Here is a 14,129-nt window from a genome sequence, read left to right as displayed (position 1 = left end):
CCCTACTCTTCCGCCACGGAAGAGTTCCCACGCGCGTGGTGAGCGTCACGACCGTGGGCGACCGTGCGCCCCGCCCTCCCGCGCCCGGCGGCGGTCAGGCCGGCCCGGCGCCCGGGGCGGGGACCGCCTGCTCGGCGGCGCGGCTCACCTCTTCCCAGCCGGCCCAGACGTCCATGCGTCGCTTGGAGATGTCGAAGGCGAGGTCGTAGACCATGCTGCCCAGCAGCAGCCGCAGCGGCGGGTCGTCGCTGGCGACGAGCTTCATCAGCGCCTCGGCGGCCAGCCGGGGTTCGCTGTCGATCGACCCTTCCGCCCACTGCCGCGCCAACTCCTCCCGCAGCGGGTCGTAAGCGGGGTTCGGGGCGGCCGCTGTGCTGCTGGTGTAGAGGTCGGTCCAGTAGCCGCCCGGCTGGACGATGGTGACCTTGACGCCGAAGCCGGCGGCCTCGGCGGCCAGCGCCTCGCTCATGCCCTCCAGCGCGAACTTGCTCGCGCTGTAGAGCCCCGTACTGGGGAAGCCCCCGAGCGCACCGATGCTGGAGACCTGCACGACGTGCCCGGCGCCCTGGGCGCGCAGGTGCGGCAGGACGGCCTGGCTGACCCAGAGCGCGCCGAAGAAGTTGAGGTCCAGCTGGGCGCGCGCCTCGGCCTCGGTGAACTCCTCGATCATGCCCATGTAGAGCGCCCCGGCGTTGTTCACGACGACGTCGAGCCGGCCGAAGTGCCGTACCGCCTCGTCGACGACGCCGAGCACCGCCGCGCGGTCCGTGACGTCGAGGCGCAGCGCCAGCAGGCGGTCGGGGTGCCGGGCGGCGAGGTCGTCGAGCGGCGAGACGTCCCGGGCCGCGCCGACGACCCGGTCGCCGGCGGCGAGCGCGGCCTCGGTGAAGGCGCGGCCGAGACCACGGCTGGCCCCGGTGACGAACCAGACCCGCGGTGCGGCGGTGACTGAGGCTTCCATGGGGACTCCCTCCCTAACGAGACGGACCGTCTCGTCTTGTTGACGGGAGTGACCCTACCCGACCGGGCCCCGCTGTCAAGACGGACCGTCTCGTCTCATCCTCTTGCTAGATTGGGCCCGTGCCCACGCAGAAGGTCGCCCCCGACTCCAGCCGTCGCAGCGAGACGGCACGCCGCGCCATCCTCGCCGCCGCCTTCGACCTCGTCGGCGACGTGGGCTACGCGAAGCTCAGCATCGAGGGCATCGCCGCCGCCGCCGGCGTCGGCAAGCAGACGATCTACCGCTGGTGGCCCTCGAAGGGCGCCCTGCTGTTCGACGCCTTCCTCGCGCTCACGACCGACGGCGGGCAGGACGGCCAGGGCGGCGCCCTACCGGACACCGGCGACCTGGCCGCCGACCTGAAGCTGGTCCTGCGGGCCGTCGTCGACGAGCTGAACGACCCGCGCTACGACCTGCCCATGCGCGCCCTGCACACCGAGATCGTCCACGACCCCGCCCTCGCCGCCGACTACGCGGAGCGGCTGGACGGGCCCATGCGGGAGCTGAAGAAGGAACGCCTGCGCGCCGCCCGGCGTGCGGGCCAGCTCGCCGAGGACGTCGACCTCGACGTGGCCGTCGACCTGATCTTCGGGCCGGTCCTCAACCGGTGGCTCCAGCGCACCGGCCCGCTGACGCACGGGTACGCCGACCAGCTGGTGGACACGGCGCTGCGCGGCCTGGGGCCCCACCACCCGTAGGCCCCCGCGGGGGATCCCGCGGCACCGGGCGGACAACACCCGACCCCCGGTCGTCGTTGATCCGGTCGTACCCGCCCCACCGGGCGCGGGCACCGACCGTGGAGGAGGCACGCCGATGACCAGTCAGCGCGAGACCGTGGAGGTCGACCCGGTCCTGTTCCGTGCCGTCTACGACTCGCCCGCCTCGCTGCCCGGCAGGCACCGGTGGACGACCCCGGAGTCGGACGTACGCCGGATCGAGAAGCTGCTCGGCATGCCGCTGCGCAGCATCGGCGCCCCGCTCTGGGTCAGCGGCGACGAGCCGGACTGCCCGAAGTGCGGCCGCCGGGTGAACTGGTACGACATCGTCTCCTCCGCCCTCTCCGGCGTACACGACCGGATGATGATCGCGACGGTCATCCTCGGCGACCGCAGGTACGTCAACACCGAGGTCCCGGACGCGATCGCCGGGGTGCGCTGCACCGACTGCCGCACCGCGATCGAGGGGCTGCGCAGCTTCAAGTGCCACAACTGGGCGTACGCCTTCGAGGCGCTGGAGACCGTCCGGCAGCGGATGTCGGGCGCGTCAGTCGTCGGCCGTCAGCCCGCGGGCGAACCGCAGCCCGGGGCGCCCGTCGAGTGACGCCTCGCCCACCGGCGTGAACCGGGTACGCCGGAGCACCGCGAGCGAGCCCGCGTTGTCCAGCGTGGTTCCGGCGGTCAGCCGGCGCAGCCCGTACGCCCGGCGGGCCAGTGCCACGACGCGGCGGACGCCGTCGGTCGCCACCCCGCGCCCGGCGGCCCGCTCGGCCACCCGGTAGCCCAGCTCGGCCTCGCCGTCGGCGACGTCGACCAGGTTGAACCGGCCCAGCACTTCCCCGTCGGCGTCGACCAGGACGTGGAAGTGGCAGGTGCCGCTCTCCTGCTCGGCGAGCAGCCCCGCGTGCCGCGCGGCGAAGTCGGCGAAGTACGCGTCGCCCCGGTCCGGCACCGACCGCGCGAACCACCCCCGGTTCTCCCGCTCGAAGCGCAGCAGCGCGTCGGCGTGGTGGGCGGCGAGCCGCTGAAGATCGGACACCGCGCCACCCTACCGAGCTGCGCCCATACGCCTCAGTGGTCGCCGGCGGAGCGGCGGGTGGGGCGGCGGCCGGGCGGGGAGGGCGGCTCCGGCCCCGGGTCGGGCACCTCGGGCATCGGCCGGGTGACCGGCCCGGCTCCGGTGACCCGGAGCGGCTCGCCGTGGTGCCACACCTCGATGCCGGTCTCCGGGTCGGCGTCCGGCAGCTCGTAGCGGGCCTCGTCGGCGGTGAGGGTGACCCGCAGCCGGTGGCCGTGCCAGCGCAGGTGGAACGCGAGCCGGTCGATCGCCGCCGGCAGCCGGGGGTCGAAGGAGAGCACCCCGCGGTCGTCGCGCAGCCCCCCGAAGCCCTGCACCAGGGCCAGCCACGCCCCGCCCAGCGACGCCAGGTGCAGCCCGTCGCCGGTCTTGTCGCCGAGGTCCGCCAGGTCCTGGAGCACCGACTCGGCGAACAGGTCGTACGCCAGGTCGAGGTGCCCGACCTCGGCGGCGAGCACGGCCTGCGGGGAGGCCGACAGCGACGAGTCCCGGACGGTCCGCGCCTCGTAGTAGGCGAAGTTGCGGGCCTTCTCGTCGGCCGTGAACTCCCCCGGGCAGCGCTGCATGGCGAGCACCAGGTCGGCCTGCTTGACCACCTGCCTGCGGTACAGCTCCAGGTAGGGGAAGTGCAGCAGCAGCGGGTAGTCGTCGTCCGAGGTGTCCGCGAAGTCCCACTCCGGCTGCTCGGTGAAGCCGGCCGACTGCTGGTGCACCCCCCGCTTGCGGTCGTACGGGACGTAGACCGCGTCGGCTGCGGCGCGCCAGGCCGACACCTCGGCCGCCTCGACCCCGAGCCGGGCCGCCGCCCCGGGGTGCCGCTCGGCGGCGTCGGCGGCCCCGCGCAGGTTGCGCCGGGCCATCAGGTTGGTGAAGACGTTGTCGTTGGCCAGGGCGCTGTACTCGTCGGGGCCGGTCACGCCGTGCAGGTGGAAGGTGCCGGTGTCGGACCAGTGGCCGAAGCCGTGCCAGAGCCGGGCCGTCTCGACCAGCAGTTCCAGCCCGGGCCCGGCGAGGAACTCCTCGTCGCCCGTGGCGGCGGCGTAGCGCAGCACCGCGTCGGCGATGTCGGCGTTGAGGTGCAGCCCGGCCGTGCCGGCCGGCCAGTAGCCGGAGCACTCCCGCCCGCCGAGGGTCCGCCACGGGAAGGTCGCGCCGGTCAGCCGCAGCTCCGCCGCGCGCTCGCGGGCCTCCGGCAGGTGGGCGTGCCGCCAGCGCAGCGCCGAGCGGGCCAGCGGCGGGTCGAGGTAGGTCAGCACGGGCAGGACGTAGCCCTCCGTGTCCCAGAGCACGTGCCCGTCGTAGCCGTTGCCGGTCAGGCCCTTGGCGGGAATGGTCCGGTCGCCGTCCGCCCGGCCCGCCTGGAGCAGGTGGAACACCGAGAACCGGATGGCCTGCTGGAGCTCGTCGTCGCCGTCGAGCTGGACGTCGGCGGTCTGCCAGGCGGCGTCCAGCGCCGCGCGCTGGCCGGTCAGCAGGGCCCCGAAGCCCTCCGCGCGGGCCGCGTCGGCCTCCGCGACGACCAGTCGGGCCAGTTCCTCCGGGGGCAGGCCATCCACCGGGGTGCACTCGTACGCGGCGAACTTGGTCAGTCGCAGCCGCTCGCCGGCGCGCAGCGTCCCGGTCAGCGTGAGGCGCAGCCGGTCGGGGGTGCAGTCGACGCCGGGGGCGAAGCCGTCCGGGGCGTGCACGTCGTGCGCGACGGCGACGGCGACCCGCTGGCCGCTGTGCCCGGTGCGGTGGACGAGGACGCCGTCGTGCCCGTCGGAGTGCCGGTACTCGGCGGCCAGCGGGTCGGTGATCACGGAGGCGGCGCGGGGGTCGTCGGCGCGCTCCGGCACCCGCTCGTTGGCGAGCAGGTCGGCGCAGACCCGCACCTCGACCGTGCCGTCCAACGGCTCGACGGACCACCGGACGGCGGCCACCGGACGGCGGGGCAGGGAGACCAGTCGGACGCTGCGGACGCGTACGCCGTGGCCGGCCGGCGAGATCCACTCGGTGTGCCGCTCGACCACCCCGGCACGCAGGTCGAGCACCCGCTCGTGGGTGCGCAGGGTGCCGGTGCGCACGTCCAGCGGCTCGCCGTCGACCCAGAGGCGGATCAGGGCCGCGTTCGGCGCGCTGATCACCGTGTCGCTGAACTGCGGGAAGGCGTACCCGTCCTCGGGATAGTCGAGCTCGCGCCGCTCGTGGAAGCCGTTGAGGTAGGTGCCGGGCATGCCGTAGGGAGTGCCCTCGTCCAGGTTGCCGCGCCAGCCGACCCAGCCGTTGCCCAACGCGAAGATCGACTCGGTCTCGGCGAGGCGGTCCATGTCCGCCTCCGTACGCCGAATCCGCCAGGCCTCGTCGCCCCCTGTGACCTGCCCGGTCGGCGGCCGATCGGTGATGGGGGTTTCGTGCACAGCGCCTCCAGGGAAGTCCGACGTACCGGGTCAATCGAAGCAGATGGGGCTGAGAGGTCGCTGAGACGAAAGTCGGGGCCACCACCCGACCAATGCACACTGCGCCCGACTTCCAGGTATTCCAGGGTTGTCTGGGAGCTAAACGAGGTATGAACGATCCGTGAGGTGAATCATGATTGATGCGGACACGTCGGACGTTCCGAAGATCAGTGTCGAGTGGTACCAGGACATCGTCGACTTCGCCGCCGACACCCCGCAACCGGTGCAGTGGTTCGCCGAGCACTTCACCGAGGGCGCAATCCTGCTGCTCGGCGCGCTGTGGCTGATCGCGGCCGTGTCCCGGCTCGGGGGCGGGCCGCGCGACCGCGCGTACGCCCTGGTGTCGCCGGCGCCGGTGGTGCTCGCGTACGGGTGCAGCGAGCTGCTGAAGACCGTGGTGGACCAGGAACGCCCCTGCCGGGCGATCGCCACCGAACTCGCCATCATCGCCGGCGAGTGCCCGCCGACGGGCGACTGGTCGTTCCCCAGCAACCACTCCACGATCGCGGGCGGCCTGGCGGTGGCGACGCTGCTGCTGTCCCGCCGGGTCGGCCTGGTGGCGCTGCCGCTGGCGGCGCTGGCCGCGTTCTCCCGCACCTTCGTCGGCGTGCACTACCCGCACGACGTGGTCGCCGGTGTCCTGCTCGGCGCCCTGTTCGCCGCGCTGCTCACCCCGCTGTTCGCCCGCCCCGCCGCCGGGCTGCTGCACCGCCGCGCCCGCCAGGCCGAGCGCCCCGTCCGCGATCCGGCCACCCCGACGTCCCGCCGCTGACCGCTCGCGGAAGGCGGAACCCGCCCGCACGGAGGGCCAGCGCGGACGGGAGGCCGGCCCGGACAGGAGGGCCAGCGCGGGCGGCCTGCGCCCGCAGGATCAGAGCAGGACGAGGGCGGCGAGGGCGCCGAGGACGAGGAACGGGCCGAAGGGGAGGTGGCTGCGCCAGCCGACGCGGCGGGCGGCCAGCAGCGCGACGCCGACCGCCCCGGAGAGCAGCAGGGCGAGCACCAGCCCGGCCACCGGGACCGCCCAGCCGTACCAGCCCAGCAGCGCGCCGACGCCGAGCGCCAGCTTGGCGTCGCCGAGGCCGAAGCCGCGCCGGCCGAGCAGCAGCGTGGTGGTGGCGAAGAAGAGCGCCAGCGCGACGCCGGCCACGGTGGCGCGCAGCCACGGCGCCGGGCCGGCCCCGGCAAGGGCGGCCAGCCCCAGCAGCAGCCAGGTCCCGGCCGCGGCGGGCCAGGTGAGCCGGTCCGGCAGCCGGCACACGGCCGCGTCGACGAGGACCAGCGGGATCGCCCAGCCCAGCCACCAGGCCGTGGCGACCAGCACGGCGGGGGGCGGCCCGAGCAGCACCAACGCCCCGACGGCCGCCGCGAGGGCGAGTTCCACCGTGCCGGGCGGCGGGCCGACGCGCGCCCCGCACCGCCCGCACCGCGCCGTCGGGCCCAGCGCCGGCCACGGCCGGGCCAGCCCGACCGGGGCGCCGCACGCGTCGCACCCGGTCCGGGTCGCCACCCCCGGCGGTACGGCGTGCCGGAGCACGGCGAGCCGGAGCACCGGGGCGAGCACAAGTACGGCCAGCAGCCGCGGCCCGCGCGCGGCGACCTTCGATGCGGCCGGCTCCGCCACCGCCGGCGGCCCGGTCATCGCCATGACCGCCCCCGGAGGCCCGCACCGACGACAACCACGCAGGGTAGCGCCATGGACGACTTCCGGTAACGGGCGAAACGGCCCGCACCCCTCCCCCGCAATGCGCGGCGTTGGGCGCGGAAATGGCGCATCCGAATAGGCGGGAATCCCACCATGGCGAAATAGCGACACGTCGGCGCGGGGGACGGATCGGACCAGACACCACGTCCGGGACACGCACCGGCCGCCTCGACGACGCCTCGCCCGCCGCGCGCGCTTCCCACGCCTGTGCCCCACCGATCCCCGCCGCCCGACCCGCCCGCACCGGCCCCGACCACCCGCTGCCACCACCTGTCATCACTCAGCGTGTTCGAACGAATTGCCTCTGTTGCATCGGCGAGCGTCAGCCTATGCTCGCCCCTTGGGTGTGGTGCAACCCACAGCGAAAAGACAGGGACGACGCGGGACAACGCTTTTGTAGAGATCCGTAACGGCAAATGCGTCGGCGCTTTCCGACAGGTCCGGACGACCCCGTCCGGTCACGCCGCCGCATGCCCGGAGGCCGCCGAAACCGGCCCCGGGTCGCCACCGAGGAGGCACGACGTGCGCGGACGGCGGTTCAGCCGATGGGCAACCTGCCTGCTCGCCATCGCGACGCTCGGCGCGGCGCCGGCCTGCGGCGCCGAGCCCGGACCGACCCCCCGGGCGGCGACCCCCGGGGACGCCCCCGCCCCCACCCACCGGGCCGCCGACGAGCAGGCGGCGAGGAAGGCGGCGCTGGCCGCGTACGCCGGATATCTCGCCGCATCCCGCAAGGCGAGCGGGCGCGGCGACCCCCACCATCCGGAGCTGTCCCGGTTCCTCGCCGACCCACTGCTGACCCGGGTCCGGCTGACCATCCGCAAGGCGAAGGAGCACGGCGCGATGCGTACCGGCACGTTGGTCTCCGACCCGACCGTGACCTCGGTGAGCCTGGATTCGAGCCCACCCGCCGTGGAGATCCAGGACTGCCTGGACGCCACCGGCTACCGGCTGGTCTACGCCAGGGACAAGCGGGTCGTGCCCGGCACCGGCGGGACGCGGCACCTGGCCACCGCCACCGCCACCCGCTACCCGGACGGCCGCTGGCTGATCAGCGCCGGCGCCGCCCACGAGGACCAGCCGTGCTGACGCGGGCGGGACGGGACGCCGGGGCGGCCCACGCCCGTACCGCCGACGGTGGCGGCCGGGATGGAACGGCCCGCCGGTCGCTCGCGGGCGCCGCCCTGGCCCTGCTGCTGACGCTCGGGGCGGCCGTGCCCGCGATCGCCGCAGGACGCGCGGACCCCGGCGCGGAGTGCCCGCCGGGGCAGAGCGACTGCAGCGTCTGGGACGACGATCCCGGCACCCCGGGCGACCCCGGCGGCGGCGGGGACGACGGCGGGGGCGGCGACTCGGGCGGCGGGGGCGGCGCCGCCAAGTGCCAGTGGAACGGCCGCACCGTCAAGTGCTACGACAGCGTGCTCGGCTGGTTCAACAACGGCGACGGCTGCTACTACAAGCTCGCCGAACCGCAGCCCGAGGCCCCGGAGGGCCAGCAGTGGTACGTGCGCACCTGCAACGGCGGCCACCTCGGCTCCCAGACCACGGTCCTGCGCGACGCCCCACCGCCCGGCTTCGGCGCGCCGCCCGACCCGGAGGAACTCGCCCGGCGGGCGCTGGCCAAGATCACCATCGCGGCGCCCCGGATCGCGGTCGCCCCCCGCCGCAGCAACGGCCCCGGCCTGGTCGGGCTGCCGGTCTGGATGTGGGGCCGCAACGACGACCGGAAGTACTTCGGGCCGACCCAGCGGGCCTCGGAGAGCGAGCGGGGCCTGACCGTACGGATCACGGCGAAGTTCGACCGGATCGTCTGGAACATGGGCAACGGCCGCAAGGTCACCTGCTCCGGCGCCGGTACGCCGTACCGGGCCGACGGCCCGCTCGCCGGCCGCCCCTCCCCCGACTGCGGCTACCAGGGCTACCCGAAGGCCGGCGACTACCGGGTGCGGGCCACGACCTACTGGACGGTGACCTGGCAGGGCGGCGGCCAGAGCGGCGTCATCCCGGTCAACCGGACCACGGGAACGGTCCCGGTCCGAATCAACGAACTACAGGTGGTGGCCCAATGAGCGCGAGGAGTGAGCCGATCTTGCGAGCCCCGCAGTCGCGAACGGAGATGGTCCGGTGAGCGCGAGGAGTGAGCCGATCTTGCGAGCCCCGCAGTCGCGAACGGAGATGGTCCGGTGAGTGTGGCGACCCGGAACGGAACCGGGCCGGTGGACGCGCCGGTCGCCCCGCCCCGGGTGGTGCGGCAGCGGCGGATGCGGCCCGGGCTGCTCGGCCTGGCCGTGCTGCTGATCGCCCTCGGCGGCCTGGGGGCGGCGTTCGCGGTCACCTCCGTACGCGCCACCGGCAGCTACCTGGCGGTGGCCCGGCCGGTCGAGGTCGGCCGGCAGGTCAGCGCCGACGACCTGGTCCCGGTGCAGGTGGCCGGCGGCCAAGGGCTGTCGCCGGTGCCCGCCGGGCGGCTCGACGAGGTGGTCGGCAAGCGGGCCGCCGTGGCGCTGACCCCCGGCACGCTGCTGACCATGGCGCAGCTCACCGACGACCCGCTGCTCGGGCCCGGCCAGCAGCAGCTCGCGCTGGGCCTGAGCCCCGCCGAGGTGCCCGCCCGCAGACTCCACCCTGGCGACAAGATCCTGCTGGTGAGCACGCCGGACGGGGACGACGACCGCCCTGCGGGCGCCGCCACCCGATTCGAGGCGACGGTCATCGACGCCGTCACCTCGGACGACGACGACGAGGTGGTGGTCTACCTGGCGCTCGCCGTCCGGGACGTGCCGGCCGTCGTCGCGCTGTCCAGCCAGGAGCGGATCGCTCTCGTACTGACCGAGGCGGCCTGACCATGGCGATCATCGCGCTGGTGTCGGCGAAGGGCTCCCCGGGCGTCACCACCGCCGCCCTCGCGTGCGCCCTGACCTGGCACCGGCGGCTGGTGCTCGCCGAGTGCGACCCGGCCGGCGGGTCGATCCTCGCCGGCTACCTGGGCGGCGCGCTCGACGGCCCCCGGGGCATCGGCGAACTGGCGGTCGGCGAGTTGCGCGACGGCAACCTGGAGTCGGCGTTCTGGTCGCAACTGGTCGACCTGGACGCGCCGAAGCGGGAGCGGCTGCTGCTGCCCGGCGTCGTCGATCCCGCCCAGGCCGGCAGCGTCATCCCGCTCTGGCAGCGCTTCGCCGACTTCTTCGGCAGCCTGGAGGGCGGCGACCCGCCGTACGACGTGGTGGTGGACTGCGGGCGGCTGCACGTCGTCGGTCCACCGTGGCCGATCCTGCGCGCCGCCTCGGTGGTGCTGCTGGTCAGCGGCGCCCGGCTCCCCGACCTCTCCGGCACCCGGGCCATGGCCAGGACGATCGAGCGGGACTTCGCCGAGCACCGGGTGCCGCCGGGCACCCTGCGGCTGCTGCTGGTCGGCGACGGCCACGGCAGCGGCGAGGTCAGCAAGGCGCTGCGGCTGCCGGTGATCGCCCGGATGCCGCACGATCCGCGTACGGCCGAGGTGCTCGGCCTGGGCGGCACCGTGCGGGCCGGTCGGCCCCTGATGCGCGCGGCCGGGGCCCTGGAGGTGCCGGTCGGGGCGCTGCTGGAACGCCGGCGCGCCCGGCTGACCTGGCCCGTGCCGCAGGGGGTGCCGGATGCGGTTTGAACCGGTCTCCGGCGATCCGCGTCGGCAGCCGCCCGGCGCCACCTCCACGGCGCCGCCGCTGGCCCCGCCCAACGGACGGCACCATCCCCTCCCGTTGCCGGTGCCGGTCACCGCGCCGCGGCCCGAGCCGCCGCCCCGGCCCCGGGTCGACTTCCAGGTGGTCCGCGAGCTGCGCCGGGAACTCAGCGAGCGGCTGGCCCTGTGGCAGCGCGGCCGGGAGTTCACCGTCGACGAGGAGGACACCGAGCGCGCCCGGCTCGCGGTGACGGTGGTCGCCGAGTACGCGGACGCGGTGCGCCGGGCCGGCACTCCGATGGCGGCCGGCGAGGAGCGGCTCCTGCTCGACCAGGTGACCGCCGAACTGGCCGGGCTCGGCCGCCTCCAGACGCTGCTGGTCGACGACACCATCGAGGAGGTGCACATCCTCGGCTGCGACCAGGTGCGCGTCACCCGCCACGGCGGCGGGGTCGACTGGGTGGAGCCGATCGCCGACAGCGACGACGAGCTGGTGGAGATCCTCCAGGCGGCGGCCCGCCGGGCCGGGGCCACCGAACGCTCGCTGTCGACGTCCAAGCCCACCCTCGACCTGCAACTGCCCGACGGCAGCCGGCTCGCTGCGGTGTTCCTGGTCAGCCACCGCCCGTACGCGGTGATCCGCAAGCACAACACCCTCGACGTGAGCCTCGACGACCTCGCCGGGGCCAGGGGCGACCTGGACGAGATGATCGACCCGCTGGTGCGCGACTTCCTCCGCGCGTCCATGCGCGCCGGGCTGAACATCATGGTGGCCGGCCTCGCGGGCGCCGGGAAGACCACAGTCATCCGGGCGCTGATGGACGAGATCCCGGCCGACGAGCCGTACGTGCTGCTGGAGGAGAGCCGCGAGCTGCTGCCGGCCCGCCGCCGCCTCAAGCACCGGGCGGTGATGAGCTTCGAGGCCCGGGAGGGGCACGGCGAACGCGGGGCGGACGGCCGCCCGGCCGGCGAGGTGAGCATCGCCGACCTGATCCCGGTCTCCCTGCGGATGGGCGTGCTGCGGATCATCGTCGGCGAGGTCCGGTCCCGGGAGATCGTCCCGATGCTCCAGGCCATGACGACCAGCCGCGGCTCGATGTGCACCATCCACGCCCGTACGCCCGCCGGGGTCAGCGAGCGGATCATCGAGCTGGCGCTCGCGCACGGCCGCGAGATGACCGTCGACCAGGCCCGCCGGATGGCCGGCAACGCGCTCGACCTGATCGTCTACGTCACCGTCGAGGACGAGACCGCGATCGGCGGGCGCAAGCACCGCTTCGTCTCGCACGTCGAGGAGGTCATCGGCGTCGGCGACGGCAACCGGATCACCACCACCCAGGTGTTCGGGCCCGGGCCGGACGGGCGGGCCGTACCCCGGCACCTGCCCGAGCGGGTGCGCGCCCAGCTCCTCCGGGTCGGCTACGACGCCCGGCTGCTCAGCCGCTGGATCGAGGCCGGCACGGGCGCGTGGCGGCGGCCCCGGCAGACCCGGCTCGGGCGGCGGTGACCTCGGTGCTGGACAACGTCGAACTCGTCGCGGTGGCCTCCGGTGCCGCCTGCGTGGCCGGGCTGCTGCTGGCGGTCGTCGCGCTGGTCGGCACCCGCCGGCCGCCCGGTGGCCCGGGCGCGGGCCGTGGGCTCGACCGGCTCTGGAAGGGCCCGGGCGCCACCCCGCGCGAACAGCGGGCCCACCAGGCGCTGCTGGTCGCCGCCCTGGTCGCGGGTGCGCTGGCCTTCCTGGTCACCGGCCTACCGGTGGTCGGTCTGCTGGTCGCGGTGGCCGTCCCGGGCACCCCGTGGCTGTTCTCCGTCGGCAAGGCCGAGCAGCGGGCCATCGCCCGCATCGAGGCGGTCGGCGAGTGGACCCGCCGGCTCAAGGACGTCTCCGCCACCGGCCAGGGACTCCAGCAGACGATCATCGGCACGGTCGCCACCGCGCCCGAGGAGATCCAGGAGGAGGTACGGCTGCTCGCCGCCCGCCTCCAGGCCGGTTGGTTGGCCCGCTCCGCGCTGCTCGCCTTCGCCGACGAGATCGGCGATCCGGTCTGCGACCAGGTGGTGGCGGCGCTGATCCTGCACGTGACCGACCGGGGCGAACGCCTCGGCGATGTGCTCGGCTCGATCGCCGGGGCGGCGGCGGCCGAGGTGGCCACCCGCCGGGAGATCGAGGCGAAGCGCACCCAGCCCCGGTTCGCGGTCCGTTTCCTCACCGGGATGACCCTGGCCACGGTCGCGTACGGGCTGCTCAACACCGAGTACGTGAGCCCGTACGGCACGCCCTTCGGGCAGCTCGTGATGGCGACGCTCGGCGCGGCCTTCGTCGGCCTGCTGGCCTGGGTGCGGTCGATGAGCCAGCCCCGCCGGCCGGCCCGCTTCCTGCCCGCCCCGGACCCGGAGGAGGTGGCCCCATGAGTACGGTCGTCCTCAACTGGCAGCTCGCCGTCGCCGTGTGCGGCGGGGCGGCGGTCGGGCTGGGCGCCTTCCTGGTGGTCCGCGAGCTGGTGCCGGCCACGCCCGCGCTCGGGCCCGCGCTGCGCCGGCTGCACCAACCGGCCGGCGCCGGGCAGCTCGCCACGCCCGCCGACCGGCGGCTGGAGTGGCTCACCGGGCTGTCCCGCTGGCTGCGGCCACCGCACCGGCAGCTCGCCCTGATCGACCGGACGCCCGAGCAGTACGCCCTGTCGATGCTGCTCTCCGCGCTGATCGGGCTCGCCGCGCCGACGCTGCTCGGCGTCACCCTGTTCGCCGTCGGCATCCGGCTGCCGGTGGTCGTACCCGTCCTCGGCAGCCTCGGGTTGGCGCTGCTCTGCGCCCTGATCGCGCACCGGTCGGTGTTGGACCGGGCGGACAAGGCGCGCGACGAGTTCCGCCAGGCGGTCTGCACCTACCTCGACCTGGTCGCCCTCCAGCTCTCCGCCGCGCACGGGCCGGTGCAGTCGCTGGAGCGGGCGGCGGCGGTCTGCGACGGCTGGGTCTTCGACCGCATCTCCGAGTCGCTGCGGATCGCGCAGATGCAGATGCACTCGCCGTGGGACGAGCTTCGCGACCTCGCCGAGCGCATCGGCATCCCGGAACTGGGCGACGTCGGGGCGATCATGCGCTCCTCCGGCAGCGAGGGCGCGCAGGTGCACGAGACCCTGCGCAGCCGCGCCGACTCGCTGCGCGACCAGATCCGCACCGACAACCTGGCCCGGGCCGAGGGGGTGACCAGCCGGCTCGACATCCCCGGGGCGCTGCTCGTCTTCGTCCTGCTCGGCTTCGCCGTCTATCCGTTCATCGCCCGCCTGTGATCCGCCCCCGAGAGAAGGAGCACGTCATGTCCGTCATCACCCGACTGCACGTCGTCGTGTCGACACGCCTGGCCGAGCTGCGCGAGGACGGGGAGCGGGGCGACAGCCCCGTACCGACCGCAGTGATCATCTTCGGTCTGGTCGCCGTCGCGATGGCGGTCACCGCCGCCGCCCTCGGCGCCGCCAACGACTGGATGGACAACATCCCGACCCACCAGGACCCGAACCCGAAGTAGCGCCG

At 74.8% G+C, this 14,129-nt stretch carries 15 protein-coding genes; 11 read left to right on the top strand and 4 right to left on the bottom strand.

Annotated features, from left to right (window positions below; translation table 11 throughout):
* Positions 1-94: 94 nt before the first annotated feature.
* Positions 95-961 (bottom strand): SDR family oxidoreductase, encoded by an 867-nt coding sequence (locus tag OG989_RS08450; protein WP_327030187.1) that lies wholly within the window; start codon positions 959-961, stop codon positions 95-97.
* A gap of 119 nt (positions 962-1,080) precedes the next feature.
* Here OG989_RS08450 and OG989_RS08445 point away from each other — a divergent pair, with 119 nt between their 5' ends.
* Together OG989_RS08445 and OG989_RS08440 are read left to right on the top strand one after the other, a co-directional pair.
* Positions 1,081-1,698: a TetR/AcrR family transcriptional regulator gene (locus tag OG989_RS08445; RefSeq protein ID WP_327030186.1), complete on the top strand. Its 618-nt coding sequence runs from the start codon at positions 1,081-1,083 to the stop codon at positions 1,696-1,698.
* A 115-nt stretch (positions 1,699-1,813) separates the two neighbouring features.
* Positions 1,814-2,320 (top strand): hypothetical protein, encoded by a 507-nt coding sequence (locus OG989_RS08440; RefSeq protein WP_132232336.1) that lies wholly within the window; start codon positions 1,814-1,816, stop codon positions 2,318-2,320.
* Here the strand turns inward: OG989_RS08440 and OG989_RS08435 are convergent.
* Together OG989_RS08435 and OG989_RS08430 are read right to left on the bottom strand one after the other, a co-directional pair.
* Positions 2,264-2,755, bottom strand: coding sequence for a GNAT family N-acetyltransferase (locus OG989_RS08435; RefSeq protein ID WP_327030185.1), 492 nt, complete (start codon positions 2,753-2,755; stop codon positions 2,264-2,266). The genes OG989_RS08440 and OG989_RS08435 overlap by 57 nt on opposite strands.
* Positions 2,756-2,787: 32 nt before the next feature.
* Complete coding sequence (locus tag OG989_RS08430) at positions 2,788-5,103, bottom strand: glycoside hydrolase family 65 protein (RefSeq protein WP_327030184.1); 2,316 nt, start codon at positions 5,101-5,103, stop codon at positions 2,788-2,790.
* A 262-nt stretch (positions 5,104-5,365) separates the two neighbouring features.
* Here OG989_RS08430 and OG989_RS08425 point away from each other — a divergent pair, with 262 nt between their 5' ends.
* Positions 5,366-6,004: a phosphatase PAP2 family protein gene (locus OG989_RS08425; RefSeq protein WP_151457589.1), complete on the top strand. Its 639-nt coding sequence runs from the start codon at positions 5,366-5,368 to the stop codon at positions 6,002-6,004.
* Positions 6,005-6,103: 99 nt separating this feature from the next.
* Here the strand turns inward: OG989_RS08425 and OG989_RS08420 are convergent, their stop codons facing one another.
* Positions 6,104-6,880: a prepilin peptidase gene (locus tag OG989_RS08420; RefSeq protein WP_442791914.1), complete on the bottom strand. Its 777-nt coding sequence runs from the start codon at positions 6,878-6,880 to the stop codon at positions 6,104-6,106.
* A 579-nt stretch (positions 6,881-7,459) separates the two neighbouring features.
* Between OG989_RS08420 and OG989_RS08415 the strand changes: the two genes are divergently transcribed.
* The 8 genes from OG989_RS08415 (at position 7,460) to OG989_RS08380 (ending at position 14,124) form a co-directional block, all read left to right on the top strand.
* Positions 7,460-8,026, top strand: coding sequence for a hypothetical protein (locus tag OG989_RS08415; protein WP_327030183.1), 567 nt, complete (start codon positions 7,460-7,462; stop codon positions 8,024-8,026).
* Entirely contained in the window at positions 8,023-9,006 is a 984-nt protein-coding gene (locus OG989_RS08410) for a hypothetical protein (RefSeq protein WP_442791945.1), read from the top strand. Before OG989_RS08415 ends, OG989_RS08410 begins: the two co-directional genes overlap by 4 nt.
* Before the next feature lie 114 nt (positions 9,007-9,120).
* Entirely contained in the window at positions 9,121-9,780 is a 660-nt protein-coding gene (locus OG989_RS08405) for an SAF domain-containing protein (protein WP_151456970.1), read from the top strand.
* A 2-nt stretch (positions 9,781-9,782) separates the two neighbouring features.
* The gene (locus tag OG989_RS08400; RefSeq protein WP_327030182.1) at positions 9,783-10,583 is read left to right on the top strand and encodes a ParA family protein; all 801 of its coding nucleotides are present in this window, start codon (positions 9,783-9,785) and stop codon (positions 10,581-10,583) included.
* Complete coding sequence (locus OG989_RS08395; protein ID WP_151456968.1) at positions 10,573-12,105, top strand: CpaF family protein; 1,533 nt, start codon at positions 10,573-10,575, stop codon at positions 12,103-12,105. Before OG989_RS08400 ends, OG989_RS08395 begins: the two co-directional genes overlap by 11 nt.
* Positions 12,066-13,010: a type II secretion system F family protein gene (locus tag OG989_RS08390; protein WP_327030181.1), complete on the top strand. Its 945-nt coding sequence runs from the start codon at positions 12,066-12,068 to the stop codon at positions 13,008-13,010. Before OG989_RS08395 ends, OG989_RS08390 begins: the two co-directional genes overlap by 40 nt.
* Positions 13,007-13,888, top strand: a complete 882-nt coding sequence (locus OG989_RS08385) for a type II secretion system F family protein (RefSeq protein ID WP_327030180.1) — start codon at positions 13,007-13,009, stop codon at positions 13,886-13,888. The genes OG989_RS08390 and OG989_RS08385 overlap by 4 nt, the downstream gene beginning before the upstream one ends.
* Before the next feature lie 26 nt (positions 13,889-13,914).
* The gene (locus OG989_RS08380) at positions 13,915-14,124 is read left to right on the top strand and encodes a hypothetical protein (RefSeq protein WP_327030179.1); all 210 of its coding nucleotides are present in this window, start codon (positions 13,915-13,917) and stop codon (positions 14,122-14,124) included.
* Positions 14,125-14,129 lie beyond the last annotated feature (5 nt).

The organism is Micromonospora sp. NBC_01740 (genome assembly GCF_035920365.1).
GTDB lineage: Bacteria > Actinomycetota > Actinomycetes > Mycobacteriales > Micromonosporaceae > Micromonospora > Micromonospora reichwaldensis.
This window is presented reverse-complemented; position numbering and strand designations above follow the sequence as displayed.